Source organism: Entomomonas asaccharolytica (assembly GCF_016653615.1).
Taxonomy (GTDB): Bacteria; Pseudomonadota; Gammaproteobacteria; order Pseudomonadales; family Pseudomonadaceae; genus Entomomonas; species Entomomonas asaccharolytica.
In genome coordinates, this window is the sequence record NZ_CP067393.1 from 1,177,627 (window position 1) to 1,196,155 (window position 18,529).

Here is an 18,529-nt window from a genome sequence, read left to right on the forward strand (position 1 = left end):
AGGCAGCTAATAAGCTAAGATCAAATTAAACTATATAAATACTTTTCTTCATTACCGAAGTCACTTATAGTGTGCGACCATAGCTAATTTGTTATATTATTGGTAACAATAATTGTTATCAATAGACTAATTTTTATTATTTTTCCTCTGTTAATTGTTAGGAGTTTTTTGATGAGTAAAATGGCCACAGAGCGTGTGCTAAGCGTTCATCATTGGAATGACACGTTATTTAGTTTTAAGACAACGCGTGATCCTGGTTTACGTTTTCAAAATGGCCAATTTGTCATGATCGGTTTAGAAGTAGATGGTAAACCGTTAATGCGTGCTTATAGTATTGCCAGTCCAAATTATGAAGATCATTTAGAGTTTTATAGTATTAAAGTACAAGATGGTCCATTGACTTCTCGTTTACAACATTTAAAAGTAGGTGATGAACTGTTAGTGAGTCGTAAACCTACAGGTACATTAATTACTGGTGACTTATTACCTGGTAAGAATGTCTATTTTCTCAGTACAGGCACAGGCTTAGCACCTTTTATGAGCCTTATTCAAGACCCTGAAGTATATGAGCGTTTTGAAAAAGTAATCTTAGTACATGGTGTACGTAATATCAGTGAATTAGGTTACTACGATTTTATAAGCAAACAATTACCAGAAAATGAATTCTTTGGTGATATGGTTAAAGAAAAGTTAATTTACTATCCTACAGTGACTCGTGAGCCTTTTACTAATAATGGTCGGCTTACTGACTTAATGCGTATTGGTAAATTATTTAAAGATATTGGTTTACCTCCCATTAATCCAGAACATGATCGTGCTATGGTATGTGGTAGTCCTTCGATGCTTGAAGAAACTTGCCAAGTGCTCGATAGTTTTGGATTGAAAATTTCACCACGTATGGGCGATCCTGCTGATTATTTAATTGAACGTGCGTTTGTTGAAAAATAAATTATTATCTTACAGTTTTTACTTGCTACTTTGGGCTAGCTTGGGTAATATTTGCGCCCAACTTAATAGACGAGGTTAAGTATGCGTCGCCTACTAGTAGCAGGTAATTGGAAGATGCATGGTAACAGTGCTAGTGTTAAGGCATTGTTAGCAGGATTAGCAAATCTTACATGGCAACAGCAAGCAGATATTGCTGTGTTTCCTCCAGCACTATTTATTATTGAGGCAGTACAATCACTAAAAGATACACCTATTATCATAGGTGCTCAGGATTGTGCTATTGAGCCACAAGAAACAGCATTAACAGGTGAAATTGCTGCCAGTCAGTTAGTGGATGTGGGATGTCAATTAGTATTAATAGGCCATTCCGAGCGTCGTCTATTATTAGGTGATACAAACTCAATACTTATTAAAAAGTTTAAAGCTGCACAATCGCAGAAATTGAAACCTGTATTATGTATTGGTGAAACACAGCAAGAGCGTGAAAATAATCAAACATTTGCTGTGCTTACTTCACAACTTAATAGTATAATAGACGTTTTAGGTATTGAAGTATTGTCTAATGCTGTTATTGCATATGAGCCAGTTTGGGCTATTGGTACTGGTTTAACAGCAACACCTGAGCAAGCGCAAGAAGTGCATAGTTTTATTAGAGCACATATTGCAAAACAGAATGACTCCATTGCCCAGAAAATACAAATTTTGTATGGTGGAAGTGTTAAGGCGAATAATGCAGAAGCGTTATTTGCAATGCCTGATATTGATGGGGGACTCATTGGTGGTGCCTCTCTTGATGCAGATGAATTTGGTGCGATTTATCGCATAGCAGGAAATTAAATAATGTTATTAGAATCAGTTATTGTTATTGTTCATTTATTAGTTGCTATAGCTGTTATTGTTTTAGTATTACTACAACATGGTAAAGGTGCTGATATGGGTGCATCTTTTGGTAGTGGTGCTTCAAATACAGTTTTTGGTAGCCAAGGTTCTGCTAATTTTTTAAGTAGAACAACAGCTGTATTAGTGGCTGTTTTCTTTATCACTAGTATTGGTTTAGCTTACTACGCTAAATCTAAGTCTTCAGCTAGTTTGTTTGATAAATCTGTTCCTGCAGCTACTCAGCCAGTTAATCAAACACAGCAACCAGCAGTAGAAGATATTCCAACTGTAGATCATGCGCCTGCACCTAGTGCACATGGGACTGTAGAGTTAAACTCAACGCCTAATACAACAGCAGATCAAACAGAAGCAGATAATCAAATTAATCATGAACCTGCGCAACCTACAGAAGGTAACTAAGGACCATTATTAATTTAACCAAACAGTGCTGAGGTGGCGGAATTGGTAGACGCGCTACCTTGAGGTGGTAGTGGCCGTAGGTCGTGTGGGTTCGAGTCCCATCTTCAGCACCACATATAAAGCCTAGTTAATTATTTTAACTAGGCTTTTTTATTTGAAAGTTTATATTAGCCGTTATTTTCATCCCTATAACGTAATGTATCAACTAATAATTTAAATGCTGGAGATGAATGGCGACGATTGGGATAGTAGAGGTGATAACCAGCAAAGTAGGGACACCAGTCTTCTAATACTAGCATTAGTTCCCCTTTATCAACATAGGGTTGCACTATCTCTTGTGGACCATATACTAATCCTACTCCCGCTAGCGCTGCATTAAGACGTGGTGAGGTTTGATTAAAAATAAATTGACCTTTTACTTGTATTTTTTGTTCATGACCCTCTTTTTCAAATTCCCATGCATATATTCTACCTTGGCCGACTAATCGTATCCCTATGCAGTTATGCTCAAGTAAGTCTTGAGGTACGCTAGGAATTGAATATTTAGCAAAGTAGGCTGGTGAGCCTGCTACAACCATGCGCATGGGTGGAGCAATAGGGACAGCAATCATATCTTTCTCAATCAGCTCACCAAGCCTTACCCCCGCATCATATTGTTGTTTAACAATGTCTATGGTGCCATTATCAATGGTCACTTCAACTTTGATATCAGGATATTCTGCAAGAAGTTTTGTTAACTTAGGGCAAATTATAGAGTTAGTAGAATGCTCATCAGCATTAATACGGATAGTTCCAGCAGGTTTATCCCGTAATTCGCTTAAGGCGGCAATTTGGGTTTCAATAGCTTCAAAGTGAGGAGTTAAGGTTTTTAAAAGTTGCTCGCCTGCTTCGGTAGGTGAAACACTACGTGTAGTGCGAGTTAATAGGCGAATATTTAATCTGGTTTCTAATGCCCGTATAGTGTGGCTTAAAGCTGACTGTGAGACTCTTAATTTTGCAGCTGCTCGGGTAAAACTTCGTTCTTTAGCAACAATTAGAAAAGCCAATAGATCGTTGAAATTTTCATGTTGCATTGATGAACTTTCCTCAGGAGTTTTTATTAATTATAGCACCTAATCTTAGGTAGTTATATTTACTATAGTGGAGATTGTCTGCAAATATTCTGCTAAATCATGTTCAATCTAAAAATTAAGCAGTAATTAATATTTTTATAGGTTGGTTAAGCTAAATCATAAAAATAAATAGACCATTATTAATGAATTTTATTAATAAACCCATGCGGGAATAATGGATTATCATTCAATAACTATGGTGCTATATTTTTTCCAAAGCAAATTATGGAGAAATATAACCATGCATATATCATTTGAAAATAAAGTAGCATTAGTGACTGGTGGCGCTTCTGGTATGGGGTTAGCAACAGCTAGAGCATTTGCAAAATCGGGTGCCTCTGTGGTTATTGTAGATATTAATCAGCAGGCAGCAAAACAAGCAGCTGAAGATTTAGTAAAAGCAGGACATTCCGCTATAGGTATAGCGTGTGATGTGGCTGATGAAACACAAGTAAAAACAATGGTAGAACAAATTGTTGCTACATATGGTCGATTAGATGCTGCTTATAATAATGCAGGCATACAAAGCCCCGTAGTAGAAACAGCAGATGCTAATGGTAAAGATTTTGAACGGGTTATGGCGGTTAACTTACGTGGTATTTGGAACTGCATGAAGTACAAGCTTATCCAAATGCGTAAACAAGGTAGCGGCGCCATTGTTAATTGCTCTTCACTAGGTGGGCTTGTGGGAATTGCTAATCGAGCTGTTTATCACGCTTCCAAGCATGGTGTTATCGGATTAACTAAAAGTGCTGCACTTGAATATGCGGCTAGGGGCATCCAAATAAACGCAGTTTGTCCAGGTATTATTGATACACCGATGGTAGAGGATATGCTTGTCACCCAAAAAGAAGCCATGCAGGAACTTATGAAAGAAATTGCAATTAATCGATTAGGCCGTGCAGAGGAAATCGCGGCAACCGTGCTTTGGTTATGTAGCCCAGCAGCCAGTTATATTATTGGTCAGGCCATTGCGGTGGATGGTGGTTATACAGTTAAGTAATTTTATTGCCTTTGGCAAGAGGAAAAAATTTATGGCAAAAGTACTTGTGATAGTTGCTCATCCAGCAATTACTAGCTCTATGGCAAATAGTCGTTGGTTAGCAGAACTTAGAAAATACCCTGAGCATTTTAAGGTTCACGAACTTTATCAAGAGTATCCAGATTTTCAAATTGATGTAGCGAAAGAGCAAGCATTAATAGAGCAACATAGCGCGTTAGTTTTACAATTTCCTATTTATTGGTTTAGCTCACCACCACTGCTTAAAAAATGGATTGATGATGTGTTTAGTTATGGCTGGGCTTATGGGGGTGGTAATAAATTGCAAGCTAAACCTATAGGGCTTGCTGTAACAACAGGTGCTACAGTAGATAGTTATCAAGGTAAAGATAGTTTAGAAGCGATGCTAACGCCTTTTAGGGCAACAATTGACTATGTTGCTGGCAAAGCAATTACTCCTTTTGTGGTATATGGAGTTGGCTATGGTTTAACTGAACAAGGATTGGAACAGAGTGCCAATGACTATGTGCAGTACCTAAACAGCTTATTAAATTAGCTTTAATAGGCCTATCCTTAACTGGCAAGGAGTGTAATGAGTAATCACCAATAAATTATGTGTAATTCTATTAAGATGGTAAGAATTGTTATTGGTGGTGTTTTGTTGTTTAGCAAGCTGAAACTAACAGCGCACCACCATAAACAATCAATAAGATAAACCACTACCCTCAAATAACTTAATAAACTTTTTATTAATTTCTGTTATGGTTTATTGTCTATATTGTTCGTCAGTTACTTTTTCCATCCATTGCACATTTGTACCATTGATATCTTCTACAATAGAAAGATGAGTCATGGAGCTGTTGGGTGTTGCTCCGTGCCAATGTTTAATATTAGGAGGGCACCAAATAACATCACCTTGTTTAATTTCATATACAGTACCATCCCATTGTTGAGTTAAGCCAGCTCCTTCTGTTACCACAAGAAGTTGCCCCTTTGGATGAGTATGCCACGCAGAGCGAGCATTTGCTTCAAAAGTGACATAGGCGACAGATCTTGAGGGATTATCTAGATTAAATAAGGGATTAATATGTACATCACCAGTAAAATATTGTTCAGAGCCTTTTAAAGAAGGTTGTATTCCTTGCTTGGCAATAATTTGTTTGTGTTCGCTGGTGTTGTTATCTGGTAGATCAGCATAACTATTAATGGGAATTAATAAGGTAGTTGCAGTAACTAGTGCTAGCCATCTTTTCATTTTACTTTCCTTCTACATAATTGCTTAAGTTGTTATGTTTGATATTGTTTATTACTAACTTGTTCTAGCCAATCAACTGTTTTGCCATCCATGTATTCTTGAATAGCTATATGGGTCATAGCAGTAGTAGGGCTAGCGCCATGCCAATGTTTTTCTCCAGCAGGTATCCAAACTACATCACCTGGTTGAATTTTTTGAATAGTTTCACCCCAAAGTTGAATTAAACCTAAGCCAGAGGTAACAATTAAGATTTGCCCTATAGGATGAGTATGCCATGCTGTTCTAGCACCTAGTTCAAAGGTGACTACAGCGCCACTAGCACGTGCCTGACCTTCAGGTTGAAAAAGTGGATCAATACGGACGGTGCCAGTAAAGTATTCAGCTAACCCCTCTGTCGAAGCTTGTGAGCCATTTTTTATAACTTTCATGTACTTAACCTTCAGTTTGTTATTTATTAAGGTATTGCATTTAAATTTAGCAGATATAATTGCCTATTATTAGATGGTATAATTTGCATAGACTTATGAGGAAAATTCATCAATGCAACGTGAAAATCTTAATGATATCTTGGTTTTTTTGGTGGTGGCGAGGGAGCGTAGTTTTACTCGAGCAGCCGCCAAGCTTGGTGTTTCACAGTCTGCATTAAGTCATACTATTAGAGGCTTAGAATCGAGGCTTAACATAAGGTTATTAACAAGGACGACACGTAGTGTTTCTCCCACTGAAGCAGGGGAGCATTTACTGCAGACGGTAGGCCCACATTTTGCTGAAATTGAAGCTCAGATGGTGGCTCTTAGTGAGTTACGTGATAAACCTGCAGGAACTATACGTATCAGTGCTGCAGAACATCCTGCTAATGTTGTGGTATGGCCAAAGTTAAAGGACTTTTTACAAGATTACCCTGATATTAACGTTGAGCTTACAGTGGATTATGGAATGATAGATATTGTTAAGCAGCGATATGACGCAGGAGTAAGAACAGGTGAGTTAATAGCTAATGATATGATAGCCGTGCGTATAGGTCCTGATATGCGCATGGCAGTGGTTGCAAACGCTGACTATTTTAAAGAATATGCCATACCAAAGACACCACAAGATCTTATTAATCATAATTGCATTAATTTACGTCTTCCTACCTATGACAGTATATATGCATGGGAGTTTGAAAAAGAGGGTCATAAACAAAGAATACATGTGAAAGGACAGTTAACATTTAATTTAACCTCACAACGATTAGAAGCCGCTCTAGCTGGTTTAGGTTTGGCTTATATACCAGAGGATTTAGCACGCCCCTATATAGTTACAGGGGAACTTATAAGTGTGTTAGATGATTGGTGTCCTTATTTTGCTGGGTATTATTTGTATTATCCAAATCGTCGTCAAGCGTCATCCGCCTTTAAATTATTAGTAGAAGCTTTACGCTATAGAGAGAAATAATAAATCATCTAGCCCAGCATTTTATTTGTTATTTATGAAATTCTTTCATAACGCTATATACAAAACGCTATCTAATAAAATAAAAATAAAACTGTTAAATTGACAACTGCAGAAAACAATACAGATCAATTGCTTACCTCTTAATTTTATTTAGTATTGATCTTTCATATTAGATAGTAGAAGTTTTTAATTTATCAAACCCTTATCAAAAGTTATATTATTTTTGTTTTATAACATAATGATAAACAGTTATTCTTGTGGAGAAAATGATGACAATGAAAGTTCTTGGCTATGCAGCCCATGCAGCAAAATCAGCTTTAGCACCTTATAACTTTGAACGTCGTGAACCACGTTCAGATGATGTAGTGATTGAGATTCTTTATTGTGGGGTTTGTCATTCTGATTTACACCATGTAAATGAGGATTGGATTACAACTTATCCAGTAGTACCTGGACACGAAATTATTGGTCGAGTGGTTAGTGTTGGCAAACAGGTTACAAGTTTTAAAGTAGGAGATCAGGTGGGTGTTGGTTGTATGGTTGATTCTTGTCAGTATTGCAAACCTTGCAAAGCAGGTTTAGAGCAATATTGTGAGGAAGGTAATACGCTTACTTATAATGGCTTTGATCGGCATGATCATATGCCTACTTATGGTGGCTATTCTGAAAAAATTGTTGTATCAGATAAATTTGTTTTAAAAATTCCTGAGGGAATAGACTTGGCAGCGGCAGCACCACTTCTATGTGCTGGTATTACGACGTGGTCGCCATTAAAACATTGGCAGGTTAAAAAAGGTAGCAAGGTGGCAGTTGTTGGGCTTGGTGGACTAGGGCATATGGCATTAAAACTGGCCAAAGGTTTAGGTGCTAATGTTACTTTATTTACTCGTTCTCCAGATAAAGAAGAAGATGCATGGCGCTTAGGTGCAGATAATATTGTTATCTCTACCGATGAAGCACAAATGGCAGCCGTAAATGGTCAATTTGATTTAATTATTGATACTGTTCCTTATGTACATGATATTAATCTTTATATACCAACTTTATCATTGAGTGGCACCATAGTATTGGTAGGTTTTTTAGGCGATTTACAGCCAACATTGAATACCGCTCCTCTTGTTATGGGGCGTAAAGCTGTAGCTGGTTCAGTAATCGGTGGTATAGCTGAAACTCAAGAGATGTTAGATTTTTGTGGTAAGCAGGGTATTACTGCTGATATTGAGTTAATCAATATGCAAGATATCGATAAGGCTTTTAAACGGATGTTAAAAAGTGATGTTAAATATCGTTTTGTTATAGATATGGCTTCTCTAAAGGCTAGTGAGTAGTATTTTATTTAGGCTTTATGGAATAAGGAGAAGAGGGATAATGAAAAAAATTATTTGTTTGTTTACGATAATTTTTATCTCGGTATTTGGTTTTATAAATATTGTTGAGGCGAACACTGTGCAGGATAATAATCAACGTTTATCAGCTAAACAACAAAAGCTTGTACTTATAGCAGCATTAACAGCGACAGGTGATTTATCACAGTTAAAGGTAGCGTTAACAGAAGGTTTGGATACAGGCTTAACTATTAATGAAATTAAAGAAGTTTTAGTACAGATGTATGCTTATGCAGGCTTTCCAAGAAGTTTGAATGGTATTAACACCTTTATGTCTGTAGTTAATGAAAGAAAAGCACAAGGTATTAAAGATAACCAAGGACGTGAAGCTTCTCCTATTACAGCTGAGGGCAGTAAATATGAAAGAGGTAAGAAAGTTCTAGAAAGTTTAACGGGGCAGCAAGATCCTGGTAAAACATCTGGTTTTGGTGCATTTGCTCCAGAAATTGAAACTTTCTTAAAAGAACATTTATTTGCAGATATCTTTGAACGTGATGTGCTTAGTTATAAAGACAGAGAGCTTGCAACTATTGCTGCACTTTCTAGCTTAATAGGCGTGGAGCCTATGTTACAGTCCCATATGAATATGGGGATGAATATAGGTTTGACAGAATCACAGTTGAAAGAAGTATTAGCCATTGTTGAGGTCGCTATTGGTAAGCAACAGGCTGCTACAGGGCTTGAAGTGTTAAATAAAGTATTAGCTAGTCGTACCCATTAAAAATACAGAGTAATTATAAATGATTAAGCCTAATCTATATGAATAGATTAGGCTTTTGATTTAAAGATAAAGTTCTTATGTGGGAAGTTTGCCAAGTTGTTTATGATAGTTCAAAAAAGGTAACACCTTCTGTATAAAGTGTAGGTAATTCACTTATAAGAAAATCTTTTAATAAACATAATGCTTTCTCTTTTGGATTGCCCTTTGGCCAAACCATATAATAACCATCACCTGTAGCAACTGCTTTAGGGAAAGGAAGATATAGGTGTTGTTGAAAAAGCTCTTGAGAAACAAGCATTAAATCGTTGGTGGATATTCCTATTCCTTGCAGTGCTGCGGAAATACCCTGATCTAAAGTATCAAATACTTGTCCTCGTCTAATATCAACTTTATCCAATAGCTTTAATCGATTGAGCCATCTTTTCCAATCTCTACGATCAAAAGAGGGATGTAATAGTTCTAATTGATCTAGGTCATTAATTGTTAACTTTTTTTCCTGAGGATGGTATGAAGGAGAGCAAATGGGAATTAACCATTCATCAAATAATTTAAAACAGTTGTAGTTAGGTCCAAAGTTACCATCTGTTAATAATATTGCACAATCGTAAGGTTCTGAGTAAAAGTCCACCGTATCAATATCCATCCATATACTAGATAGCTGCACAGGGCAGGTAGGATGCTCATTTTTAAATAGGTTAACTGCTTTTAAGAGCCAACGCGCAGTTAGTGTTGAGGGAACTTTAAGCCTTATGGTATTAGGGTTATCTCTAAATAACAGACAAGCGCGTTCAATAATAGCAAAACCAAGCTTTAATTCTTGCGCTAAAGTCTTTCCTTGGTCTGTGAGCGTTAGCTTAGGGCCGTTACGTTCAAATAAATTATAGCCAAGAATATCTTCAAGTGTCCTTATGTGTCTACTAATAGCACTTTGTGTTAAAGACAGTTCATTAGCAGCCTGCGTAAAAGAACAATATCTAGCGGCAGCTTCAAATGCACGGAGAGCATAAAGAGGAGGAATGGATTTAGTCATATTTATTAATCATGATTAAAAGTCATAGTAAGCCATAAATTTTTGCGTTTTTCAATAGGCAAATAAATCAGCATCATTTCACGCGAATAGGAAAAAAGTCTAATTGCTTTTGCGTGAGGTGGAAATCGTGGATTCTATGTACAAATACATGATTAAACGTAATGAGTTATGTGGTGATAGCTTTTTACAAAGTCCCTTTTTTAGGGTATGGATGCTTAGAGCATTGGGGCAATTTGAAGATGCAATGGAAAATGATAATTTTCCATGTTTGTTTGGTAAAAAGTCTATTAAACTAAAACAGTTTTATTTATTTTTCTCTTCTATTAATAGACCTAGAGAAGATTTGATTAACTGTTTTCATGAATACACAGAATTTGTAAAAGATATTCCAGCAAGGGATAGGATATATAGTCCTTTAGTTATTTTCTTTGAAAGAAACGCCTTTAGTAGTTTAGCTGATGAACACAATTATGCATGGAATGTTTTACAAGAGTTACACGATCAAGATCAAGCGCCATGGCCGTTAGATGTATCTCACGATACAGAAGACGAAAATTGGTCATTTTGTTTTAATAGTGTTCCTTTATTCGTTAATATCAGCTGCCCTAAACATGAAGTGATGAAAAGCAGAAATTTAGGTGAGCATATTGTTTTAGTGATTAATCCTAGAGAAAACTTTGATGAGGTTGCTAGCGCTGCTTCTAGAGGTGGTAAGACAGTTAGAGAAAAAATAAGAAAAAGAATCAGTGTCTATAATAATGGGGTGACTCCATCAACATTAGGTTTCTATGGAGAGAAAGAAAATTATGAGTGGCGTCAATATCAATTAGAAGAAGAAGGTGGACTTGAGCTTAAGAAGTGTCCATTGCATATTAGGAAATAGTAGCAATGGACATAAGCTTATTAACCATTTATGTGATTACAACATTGATGTTAATTGCAACACCTGGCCCAGTCGTTTTTTTAGTAGTTAATACTGCTTTAAAATCAGGGCCATATAGAGCTTTTGGTACAATATTGGGTACTAATTGGGCTTCTTTGGTATTAATTTTTGTTGCTGTATTTATTATTTCAACGAGCCTTGTAATTAGTCCCAAATTATTTCATATCATTAGTCTATTTGGGTGTTTGTTTATTGGCTATATTGCTATTTCATCTATTAGAGAGGCTTTAGAAATAAAATCTCTTGCTACAACTGAAGACAATATAGTCAGTAAAACTGAGAAGTCTTATAAGAAGGGGGGCTTGCTAAGTGGTTTTTTAGTGGGACTTTCTAACCCTAAAGATATTATTTTCTTTGTATCTTTTTTTCCGCAATTTATAAAAATAACAGATTCATTTAATAAAAGTATTTTCTTATTAACGTTATTATGGGTATTGTTAGATTTTATAATCTTGGGTATCTATATACTATTTATAAGGAAATTAGCCACTGATAGTATCAAGAATATTATTGTACTGATTTCTGGTGTTGTGTTGCTAGTTATTGCAAGTACGGGATTTATATATAGTTTAGCTGAGCTTATAATGTAGATAATTATATGAATTATCTACATTTTTTTATTAAAGAGAATTAATTTTATTCTCCTATTGTTTAATATTTTTGTTATAAAAAGTAACATATTATTAGCACTATCAATAAAACTATATTGGGAGTAATAAATGAACAGTATAAGATCCTTGAAAATTCTAAATTTCATGGCTTTTGCTTTATTGTTGCTTGCAATAATTTTCGCATTGCTCTGGTTAGTTTCTTTTATATCATTTGATAGCAAATTTGTATGGGCTTGTGCCTTTGTAAGTATAACTAATATAGTGGCTATTTCCTTATTAAAATATTGGAAGCCTTCTATTGCTGAAGAGCTTGGAATCGGTTTATTTATTGTCGTAGCACTATTATCCAGTGCTTTGTATGACTGGGCTTTTTTTGCATTCTTCTGTGTTTATTGCTGGTTTATTATTCGTTTAATTAATTGGCAAATGGGTTTAATGGAACAATATCATGTTTCTACTATTATCCCAATGACTTTAATCTTATTAATAAGTGGCGGGGTTGGCTATTGGGCAACTGTTAAGATAATAGGTTTTTAGTATCTTTTGTTGTCTACTGCTATTAAGCTCCAAACGAAGTTATCTTTTACGCAATATTGGCCTGTAATTAATGTCCCTTTTTGCCATTTGTCAGACAAATCAATCAGTAGTTTAAGGGTAACTTCACCCCTTGTATTCCAATCAATAATTTCGGCATGTTTAAAATAAAAGCGTTTCAAGGTGATCGGATACAATGCCTTATATAGGCTTTCTTTCATTGAAAATGCAAGTGTTGTAAATAGGCTAATATCATTATCTATTAATTTCTGTTCATTTTGATTAACAATAGTAGCTAACAGTTTTTTACTGCGCTGTTCAGAAATCAAATATTCAATATCTAATCCTAGACTTTGCCAATGTGTTTTTAACGCTACAATGGCAGCAGCTGTATGGTGACTATGAGTAATGCTGCCACAACTTAACGAGGGCCACTGCGGGCTTTTATCTGCATTTGTTAGCGGATAGCCTGTGATATTTAAGTTTTTTAAGGCTTCTCTAGCACAAAGCCTACCTATTAAATACTCAGTATTACGTTTTTTTGCGGCGCTAACTAACACTGCTGGCTGTTCGATATTGTGCTGTTTAAACGCTGTATCTGTAAAGTGCTGTTGATTAAATTGACAGTGACATAAACATACATTCTCCAATCCAGAAGGGAAAACCCATTGTTTGGAAAAAGATGAATAAAAGGTAGGAATATTGAGTAGATTCATTGTATTATTTTGCAGTGTTAATAAAAACTTTGCTAGCCCATCTTAGTTTTTATTATCGATTCTATTGATTAACTTAGTGTTTTAACTACTTAAATTATTTCATAAATTTTTACATGTAAGAGTATTGCAAATATTACATGTGAGTGATATAGTAACGCCATGGATACAAAAACATCAGCACATTATCAACGACTATACCGTCAACGTTTGCGTGAGCAAGGGTTGGTAAAAAAAGAAGTTTGGATACTGCCAGAGCATGCACGCATGTTACTGAACGTTGAAAAACAGTTACGTCAACCAGCAGGAATGACTCAATCATTATCACAGGAGAGTAATATGACAGCAGCTGTTTCAATGTGGACTAGTAATAAATTATTTGATGCTTTATCTGCCGTGGAATTGTTTAAAAATGGTGGGGCTAGTGTCGAATTAGTACAAGGAACAGACCCAAGTTTACACATTATCATGCACGAGTTTGGTGATTTGCCCGTATTTATCAGTGTGGTGGGTGAGCAAATCATCGTAGAAAGTATTTTGTGGCCAACAGATGCAGTAAAAGATGTTAATGCCTTTAATGAAGAAGTATTAAGAACACATAAGTTTTTCCCATTATCAACCATTGGTATCGAAAAACTTGCTGAAAATGACTTTTACATCATGTTTGGGGCACTAAGTTCTGAATCAAGTCTTTCAAATGTCATGTTTGAAATCGAAATATTGTCAGATAATGTAATTAAAGCAACGGAAGCTTTTGAAGATTATTTAAAGGTTTAACTTAGGAGGAATGAAAGATGGGTGTGTGGAGCAAATTAATTACGGCATTACGGGGTGGTGCTCATGAAGCAGGTGAAGCCATTATTGATACACAAGCATTACGTATTTTAGATCAAGAAATTCGTGATGCAGATGTTGAGCTGCGCAAATCTAAGGAAGCTTTAGCTGACATCATGGCTAAGCAAAAATTAGCAGTAGAGCGTGTTAAGAAAACCCAAGCTAAAATTGAGGAATATGAAGGTTATGCCTTTAAAGCACTGGAAGCAAATGATGAAAAACTAGCCCATGAAGTAGCAGAAAAAATTGCTAATTTAGAGGCTGCGTTTGAATCTGAACGTGAAGCAGAAAGTGCATATTCTAAAAGCGCAACTGATTTACGTAAGGCGATCACTCAGTCAGAAGCTAATATTAAACGTTTGAAACAACAAGTTGATACTGTTAAAGCGACAGAAAGTGTCCAAAAAGCACAAGCTACTGTAGCTAGTCGTTATTCAGGTTCACAAAATAAAATGCATACTGCATTAGAGTCTTTAGAGCGTATTAAAAAGAAACAAGCTGAGCGCAGTGCAAGAATGGAAGCTGCTAGTGAAATAGAAAGTATGGAAACAGATGATGCATTAGATAGCAAACTTCGTGAAGCTGGTTTTCTAGCTAAAGAAGGTAGTGCAAATGATGTACTAGAAAGATTGAAGAAAAAGCAACAAGCTAAAACCTCATCTTAAATTTAGGGAAAAAGAAGCCACTTACATGAATTAAATCTATGTAAGTGGCTATTGCTAGGATAGAATAGTTGAGCTATTTATTGGGGAGGCTCAGTTAATAATGGAACTTTTTTTTAGTACAATCTCTTCTTTTCCTACAATTATTTATACTTTTCTAATATTTGTAGCTGTTATTTTCTGGGGAATTGCTGCCTTAGGTCTATTAGATATTGATGTTTTGGATTTCGGTGGTGTAGATACAGATGTTGGTGGAATAGATGGCTCCAACAGCCATTTAGATGTTACTCATACAAGTGATATTCAGGGAGGTTGGTTCGCTGGTCTTCTAATGAAGTTAGGTTTGGACTTAGTTCCTTTAACTATTATTTTAACTGTCTTCTTTTTTATTGGTTGGGCACTTTGTTATTTTGCTCAATTACTTATTTTTAGTATACCGCTTGGTATATTACGAATTCCTGTTGGTATAGTTATATTTTTAGCCTCTATTTTTCCTGCTGCCTACTTAACAGGATGGACATGCAAACCTTTACGTAAAGTTTTTAAAAAATTAAATGAAGAGCAAAATGCAACCTCAGCCGCATCACTTATTGGACAAGTTGCTATTGTTAGATCAGGCAAAGTAACAGAAACCTTTGGGGAGGCTCTTTATGATGACAAAGGGGCTGGGCTTCATTTAAGAGTTAGAGCAGATGAATCATTAGGCTTACAAAGAAATGATAGAGTGGTATTAATTGAATACTTAGAAAATGGTGCTTATAAAGTAGTTAGTGAAGATGAGTTTAATGGCTTGTAATAGGGGAATAAAGTGACCACCTTGGTTTTAGTCATATTAGTTAGTATTGTTCTCTTTGTAGTGGGTATTATTGTTTTCTTTAAGCTATTTTATACTCAAGTACCACAAAACTCAGCACTTATTGTAAATAATCAAAAAGTGTATTTTTCTAATGCAGTAACAATGCCTACCGATAAAAAACAGTTAATGGAGATTTTACCTGTACAAATCAAAACAACCTATTTGGATAGTAGTGGATTGTTTTGTAAGGAAAAACTGCTATTAGATGTCATTATTACGTATAACTTATGTGTTAATTTCTCTACTGAATCAGTATTAAAGGCTGCTAAAACAGTAGGAGTAGCTGATGTAGCAAATTCATCAGCAGTAAGTAAAGCATTAACCCCTATTATTACGAGCATTGTGAGAAAACTAGTACAGCAACTTCCTTTAGAAGTGCTACAGAAAGATCAGGGAAAAGTACGTAAAGCAATTATAGCCCAACTGACTAATCAGCTTGATGGTTATAATCTGGAATATATAAATATTGATAAAGTAGAGTTAACTTCTTTGGATAAGTTAGAGCAAACCAACCAAAAGCTATATGAACAACAACAAGAGGCTCGGTTAGAGTGGGACATTGAACAGAAAAAAATATTGGAAAGACGGTTAAAGCTAATTGTTGAACATCAGCAAGATTTATCTAGAAAAATAAAACAAATGATAGACAGTTATCAAGCAATTATTAGAAAGAAAATTAAATTCTTTTTAAATAGGGAACTACTTAAATAATATATTAATAAAAGATTATTGTTATGTATTAAATTTAATAGGTAAAACCAGATATTTCTACAGAATATGGCTACTTGAACAATTTAAACAACAAGTTTTTTGAAGTAAAAAATATTTTTAAGGAATAATTAATAAATAATTAAAGTTAGTTAGTTAAAGTAAATGCAAGGGTTTTAATATTATTTTATTAGGAGTAGGAGAGTTATGTCAGGTTTAGTTATGCTTGCTATGTTAGCAGGAGGAGTTGTAGGGCTTATTCTAATGTTGGTACTTATAATAAAGTCTTTTTATATTAAGGTACCACAGGGAACAGCATTAATTGTTAATAATTTGTCAGCAATACCTAAAGTAACGTTCACTGGTGCATTAGTTTATCCAGTGATTTATAAAAAGGAATTTATGAAAATTTCTTTGATTACTTTAGATATTGATCGTCGTGGTACTGAGGGGTTAATTTGTAAAGATAATATCCGTGCTGATATTACAGTAGCTTTTTATTTAAAAGTAAATGCTACTCAAGAAGATGTGTTAAAAGTAGCTAAATCAGTAGGTGCTGACCGTGCTTCAGATCATACCGCAGTAGCTACCTTATTTAATGCTAAATTCTCTGAAGCATTAAAAACAGTAGGTAAGAAATTTAATTTTGAAGAGTTATTTGCTGATCGTAAGCGTTTCCGTGATGAAATTATGCAAGCAATAGGTGAAGATCTTAATGGTTACTCACTAGAAGATGCGGCTATTGACTATCTGGATCAAACGCCTATTGAACACTTAAAAAATACTAATATTATGGATGCAGAAGGTATCCGTAAGATTGTAGAAAGAACCTCTTCTGAAATTGTTAAAACTAATGAATTAGATCGTGATAAAGATTTAGCAATTACTAAGAAAAATGTTGAAACTCAAGAAGCAACTTTAGCATTAGAACGTCAAAGAGCGGATGCTGAAAATAGACAAAAACGTGAAATTGAAACGACTAAAGCACGTGAAGAAGCTGAAACTCAAAAAGTTCAAGCAGAAGAACGTATTAAAGCAGAAGTTGCTCAAAAACAAGCTGAACAAGAAATTGGTAAAGCAGATATTAATACGCAACGTGAGTTAGAAGTTACAGAATTAAATAAAAAACGTGTATTAGTTGAACAAGAAGAAGGTGTAACTCAAGCTCAACAAGAAGCCATTGTTAAGCGTGAGCGTGAAGTTGAATTACAACGTATTGATAAAGAAAAGGCATTAGAAGCAGAGCGTACAGCGATTGCTAATATTATTCGTGATCGTGTGGCGGTTGAGCGTACTGTAGCTAAAGAAGAAGAAGCGATTAAAGAAGTGCGTGAAGTATCAGAAGCTGATCGTTCTAAACAAGTAAGTATTATTGAAGCTCAAGCAGACGCAGAACGTGATTTAGTACGTCAAGTGAAGCAAGCTGAAGCTGATGCAGAAACCTCTAAGCATAAAGCTGTTGAAATTAATAATATGGCTCAAGCTGAATTAGAAGCGGCTGCTAAAAAAGCAGAGTCACAAAAGCGTTTGGCAGAAGGTGTTCAAGCAGAGCGTGCAGCACCAGGTTTAGCAGATGCAAGAGTGCGTGAAGTACAAGCTTCTGTTCGTGAAAAAGAAGGTTTGGTTGAAGCAAAACTAACTGCTGAAAGAGGTATCGCAGAAGCTAAAGCAGTAGAAGAAAAAGGTTTAGCAGAAGCACGTGTGATTGAGTTTAAAGCCGATGCTAATGAGAAACAAGGACTTGCCGAAGCTAAAGTACAAATGGAACTTATGCTTTCTGAAGCAAAAGGCAAAGAAGAGCAAGGTTTTGTTGAAGCTCGTGTTACTGAGGCTGCAGCCGTTGCTAAGGAAAAAGAAGGCTTGGTAGAAGCTAAAGTAATGGAAGAAAAACTAGCTGCCCAAGCACGTGGTGAAGAACAAGTAGGTATCGTGAAGGCGAAAGTAAGCCGTGATGTAGGTGATGCAGAAGCTGAAGTACTATTAAAACGTATGAGAGCTGAAGCAACAGGTCTTGCTGAGAAATTTACTTCGCTTAATGCACTTTCTGATAGCGCTCGTGCGCATGAAGAGTTCCGTTTACAATTGGAAAAAACCTTCGAACAAGCTATTACTGCAATTGCAGCTAATAAAGAAATCGCTAAAGAGCAAGCAGAGGTATTGGCTGCTGGTCTGGCTAAAACTAAGATTGATGTTGTGGGTGGTGAAGGTGAATTCTTTGAGAAATTCTCTAAAGCATTGGCTGTGGGTAAATCACTTGATGGCTTTGTAAATAGTAGCTCAGTGGCGCAAGGAGCAATCCAGCAGTTATTAGCTGCCACTGCCGAACGAGTAGCAAGCACAGGCACGAAAAGCACACCAAAAACTGATGATTAATGGAATAAATTAACTCCAAGGATGGAGTAAGCTTAAATAATCTGGCTGACTTAATAGTTAACAGGCCATTGTAGTAATAATTAAGGCGGCCTAGGTCGCCTTGTTAAT

At 35.7% G+C, this 18,529-nt stretch carries 21 protein-coding genes and 1 tRNA gene; 17 read left to right on the forward strand and 5 right to left on the reverse strand.

Annotated features, from left to right (window positions below; genetic code table 11):
- Positions 1–171: 171 nt before the first annotated feature.
- From fpr to JHT90_RS05340, 4 genes are all read left to right on the forward strand, one after another.
- On the forward strand, positions 172–948 hold the full coding sequence (fpr, locus tag JHT90_RS05325) for a ferredoxin-NADP reductase (RefSeq protein WP_201094947.1): 777 nt from the start codon (positions 172–174) through the stop codon (positions 946–948).
- Between the two features lie 81 nt (positions 949–1,029).
- Positions 1,030–1,785, forward strand: a complete 756-nt coding sequence (tpiA, locus tag JHT90_RS05330; RefSeq protein ID WP_201094949.1) for a triose-phosphate isomerase — start codon at positions 1,030–1,032, stop codon at positions 1,783–1,785.
- Positions 1,786–1,788: 3 nt separating this feature from the next.
- Positions 1,789–2,247, forward strand: coding sequence for a preprotein translocase subunit SecG (secG, locus tag JHT90_RS05335; protein WP_201094951.1), 459 nt, complete (start codon positions 1,789–1,791; stop codon positions 2,245–2,247).
- Positions 2,248–2,274: 27 nt separating this feature from the next.
- Positions 2,275–2,360 (forward strand) — tRNA-Leu (locus JHT90_RS05340).
- Positions 2,361–2,414: 54 nt separating this feature from the next.
- Here JHT90_RS05340 and JHT90_RS05345 read toward each other — a convergent pair.
- Positions 2,415–3,320 carry a LysR family transcriptional regulator gene (locus tag JHT90_RS05345; protein WP_201094953.1) on the reverse strand — a complete coding sequence of 302 codons (906 nt, stop codon included), beginning with the start codon at positions 3,318–3,320 and terminating at the stop codon, positions 2,415–2,417.
- Positions 3,321–3,555: 235 nt separating this feature from the next.
- Between JHT90_RS05345 and JHT90_RS05350 the strand changes: the two genes are divergently transcribed.
- Both JHT90_RS05350 and JHT90_RS05355 read left to right on the forward strand, forming a co-directional pair.
- Complete coding sequence (locus JHT90_RS05350) at positions 3,556–4,362, forward strand: SDR family NAD(P)-dependent oxidoreductase (RefSeq protein WP_407926490.1); 807 nt, start codon at positions 3,556–3,558, stop codon at positions 4,360–4,362.
- Positions 4,363–4,393: 31 nt separating this feature from the next.
- Positions 4,394–4,915, forward strand: a complete 522-nt coding sequence (locus tag JHT90_RS05355) for an NAD(P)H-dependent oxidoreductase (RefSeq protein WP_201094956.1) — start codon at positions 4,394–4,396, stop codon at positions 4,913–4,915.
- A 210-nt stretch (positions 4,916–5,125) separates the two neighbouring features.
- On the opposite strand, the gene JHT90_RS05360 is transcribed toward JHT90_RS05355, so the two are convergent.
- Positions 5,126–5,614: a (R)-mandelonitrile lyase gene (locus JHT90_RS05360; RefSeq protein ID WP_201094957.1), complete on the reverse strand. Its 489-nt coding sequence runs from the start codon at positions 5,612–5,614 to the stop codon at positions 5,126–5,128.
- A gap of 32 nt (positions 5,615–5,646) precedes the next feature.
- Positions 5,647–6,042 carry a (R)-mandelonitrile lyase gene (locus tag JHT90_RS05365; RefSeq protein WP_201094958.1) on the reverse strand — a complete coding sequence of 132 codons (396 nt, stop codon included), beginning with the start codon at positions 6,040–6,042 and terminating at the stop codon, positions 5,647–5,649.
- A gap of 112 nt (positions 6,043–6,154) precedes the next feature.
- Between JHT90_RS05365 and JHT90_RS05370 the strand changes: the two genes are divergently transcribed.
- From JHT90_RS05370 to JHT90_RS05380, 3 genes are all read left to right on the forward strand, one after another.
- Entirely contained in the window at positions 6,155–7,051 is an 897-nt protein-coding gene (locus JHT90_RS05370) for a LysR family transcriptional regulator (RefSeq protein ID WP_201094959.1), read from the forward strand.
- 269 nt (positions 7,052–7,320) lie between these two features.
- The gene (locus tag JHT90_RS05375) at positions 7,321–8,379 is read left to right on the forward strand and encodes an NAD(P)-dependent alcohol dehydrogenase (protein WP_201095776.1); all 1,059 of its coding nucleotides are present in this window, start codon (positions 7,321–7,323) and stop codon (positions 8,377–8,379) included.
- A 40-nt stretch (positions 8,380–8,419) separates the two neighbouring features.
- Complete coding sequence (locus JHT90_RS05380; protein WP_201094960.1) at positions 8,420–9,157, forward strand: carboxymuconolactone decarboxylase family protein; 738 nt, start codon at positions 8,420–8,422, stop codon at positions 9,155–9,157.
- Positions 9,158–9,257: 100 nt separating this feature from the next.
- Here JHT90_RS05380 and JHT90_RS05385 read toward each other — a convergent pair whose 3' ends face one another.
- Complete coding sequence (locus JHT90_RS05385; protein WP_201094961.1) at positions 9,258–10,187, reverse strand: LysR substrate-binding domain-containing protein; 930 nt, start codon at positions 10,185–10,187, stop codon at positions 9,258–9,260.
- Between the two features lie 136 nt (positions 10,188–10,323).
- On the opposite strand from JHT90_RS05385, the gene JHT90_RS05390 reads away from it, so the two are divergent.
- The 3 genes from JHT90_RS05390 to JHT90_RS05400 all read left to right on the forward strand — a co-directional run bounded on the left by JHT90_RS05390 (position 10,324) and on the right by JHT90_RS05400 (position 12,278).
- Positions 10,324–11,070 (forward strand): YqcI/YcgG family protein, encoded by a 747-nt coding sequence (locus tag JHT90_RS05390; protein ID WP_236254098.1) that lies wholly within the window; start codon positions 10,324–10,326, stop codon positions 11,068–11,070.
- A gap of 5 nt (positions 11,071–11,075) precedes the next feature.
- Complete coding sequence (locus JHT90_RS05395) at positions 11,076–11,720, forward strand: LysE family translocator (RefSeq protein WP_201094964.1); 645 nt, start codon at positions 11,076–11,078, stop codon at positions 11,718–11,720.
- A gap of 129 nt (positions 11,721–11,849) precedes the next feature.
- Positions 11,850–12,278, forward strand: coding sequence for a hypothetical protein (locus JHT90_RS05400; RefSeq protein WP_236254050.1), 429 nt, complete (start codon positions 11,850–11,852; stop codon positions 12,276–12,278).
- Here the strand turns inward: JHT90_RS05400 and JHT90_RS05405 are convergent.
- Positions 12,275–12,991 (reverse strand): 4'-phosphopantetheinyl transferase family protein, encoded by a 717-nt coding sequence (locus JHT90_RS05405; protein ID WP_201094974.1) that lies wholly within the window; start codon positions 12,989–12,991, stop codon positions 12,275–12,277. The genes JHT90_RS05400 and JHT90_RS05405 overlap by 4 nt on opposite strands.
- Before the next feature lie 159 nt (positions 12,992–13,150).
- Here JHT90_RS05405 and bacA point away from each other — a divergent pair, with 159 nt between their 5' ends.
- The 5 genes from bacA to JHT90_RS05430 all read left to right on the forward strand — a co-directional run bounded on the left by bacA (position 13,151) and on the right by JHT90_RS05430 (position 18,421).
- Positions 13,151–13,765, forward strand: a complete 615-nt coding sequence (gene bacA, locus JHT90_RS05410; protein WP_201094976.1) for a biofilm formation regulator BacA — start codon at positions 13,151–13,153, stop codon at positions 13,763–13,765.
- 17 nt (positions 13,766–13,782) lie between these two features.
- A complete protein-coding gene (locus tag JHT90_RS05415) occupies positions 13,783–14,487 on the forward strand; it encodes a PspA/IM30 family protein (protein ID WP_201094978.1) in 705 nt (234 codons plus the stop codon).
- 100 nt (positions 14,488–14,587) lie between these two features.
- The gene (locus tag JHT90_RS05420; RefSeq protein ID WP_201094980.1) at positions 14,588–15,280 is read left to right on the forward strand and encodes an OB-fold-containig protein; all 693 of its coding nucleotides are present in this window, start codon (positions 14,588–14,590) and stop codon (positions 15,278–15,280) included.
- Positions 15,281–15,292: 12 nt separating this feature from the next.
- Entirely contained in the window at positions 15,293–16,051 is a 759-nt protein-coding gene (locus JHT90_RS05425; protein ID WP_201094983.1) for an SPFH domain-containing protein, read from the forward strand.
- A gap of 204 nt (positions 16,052–16,255) precedes the next feature.
- Complete coding sequence (locus JHT90_RS05430) at positions 16,256–18,421, forward strand: flotillin family protein (protein WP_236254052.1); 2,166 nt, start codon at positions 16,256–16,258, stop codon at positions 18,419–18,421.
- Positions 18,422–18,529: the final 108 nt, after the last annotated feature.

Excerpts from the sequence above, each read along its gene's own strand:
- fpr (WP_201094947.1), top strand. The coding sequence starts at position 172 with ATGAGTAAAATGGCCACAGAGCGTGTGCTAAGCGTTCATCATTGGAAT.
- tpiA (WP_201094949.1), top strand. The coding sequence starts at position 1,030 with ATGCGTCGCCTACTAGTAGCAGGTAATTGGAAGATGCATGGTAACAGT.
- secG (WP_201094951.1), top strand. The coding sequence starts at position 1,789 with ATGTTATTAGAATCAGTTATTGTTATTGTTCATTTATTAGTTGCTATA.
- JHT90_RS05345 (WP_201094953.1), bottom strand. The coding sequence starts at position 3,320 with ATGCAACATGAAAATTTCAACGATCTATTGGCTTTTCTAATTGTTGCT.
- JHT90_RS05350 (WP_407926490.1), top strand. The coding sequence starts at position 3,556 with ATGGTGCTATATTTTTTCCAAAGCAAATTATGGAGAAATATAACCATG.
- JHT90_RS05355 (WP_201094956.1), top strand. The coding sequence starts at position 4,394 with ATGGCAAAAGTACTTGTGATAGTTGCTCATCCAGCAATTACTAGCTCT.
- JHT90_RS05360 (WP_201094957.1), bottom strand. The coding sequence starts at position 5,614 with ATGAAAAGATGGCTAGCACTAGTTACTGCAACTACCTTATTAATTCCC.
- JHT90_RS05365 (WP_201094958.1), bottom strand. The coding sequence starts at position 6,042 with ATGAAAGTTATAAAAAATGGCTCACAAGCTTCGACAGAGGGGTTAGCT.
- JHT90_RS05370 (WP_201094959.1), top strand. The coding sequence starts at position 6,155 with ATGCAACGTGAAAATCTTAATGATATCTTGGTTTTTTTGGTGGTGGCG.
- JHT90_RS05375 (WP_201095776.1), top strand. The coding sequence starts at position 7,321 with ATGACAATGAAAGTTCTTGGCTATGCAGCCCATGCAGCAAAATCAGCT.
- JHT90_RS05380 (WP_201094960.1), top strand. The coding sequence starts at position 8,420 with ATGAAAAAAATTATTTGTTTGTTTACGATAATTTTTATCTCGGTATTT.
- JHT90_RS05385 (WP_201094961.1), bottom strand. The coding sequence starts at position 10,187 with ATGACTAAATCCATTCCTCCTCTTTATGCTCTCCGTGCATTTGAAGCT.
- JHT90_RS05390 (WP_236254098.1), top strand. The coding sequence starts at position 10,324 with ATGTACAAATACATGATTAAACGTAATGAGTTATGTGGTGATAGCTTT.
- JHT90_RS05395 (WP_201094964.1), top strand. The coding sequence starts at position 11,076 with ATGGACATAAGCTTATTAACCATTTATGTGATTACAACATTGATGTTA.
- JHT90_RS05400 (WP_236254050.1), top strand. The coding sequence starts at position 11,850 with ATGAACAGTATAAGATCCTTGAAAATTCTAAATTTCATGGCTTTTGCT.
- JHT90_RS05405 (WP_201094974.1), bottom strand. The coding sequence starts at position 12,991 with ATGAATCTACTCAATATTCCTACCTTTTATTCATCTTTTTCCAAACAA.
- bacA (WP_201094976.1), top strand. The coding sequence starts at position 13,151 with ATGGATACAAAAACATCAGCACATTATCAACGACTATACCGTCAACGT.
- JHT90_RS05415 (WP_201094978.1), top strand. The coding sequence starts at position 13,783 with ATGGGTGTGTGGAGCAAATTAATTACGGCATTACGGGGTGGTGCTCAT.
- JHT90_RS05420 (WP_201094980.1), top strand. The coding sequence starts at position 14,588 with ATGGAACTTTTTTTTAGTACAATCTCTTCTTTTCCTACAATTATTTAT.
- JHT90_RS05430 (WP_236254052.1), top strand. The coding sequence starts at position 16,256 with ATGTCAGGTTTAGTTATGCTTGCTATGTTAGCAGGAGGAGTTGTAGGG.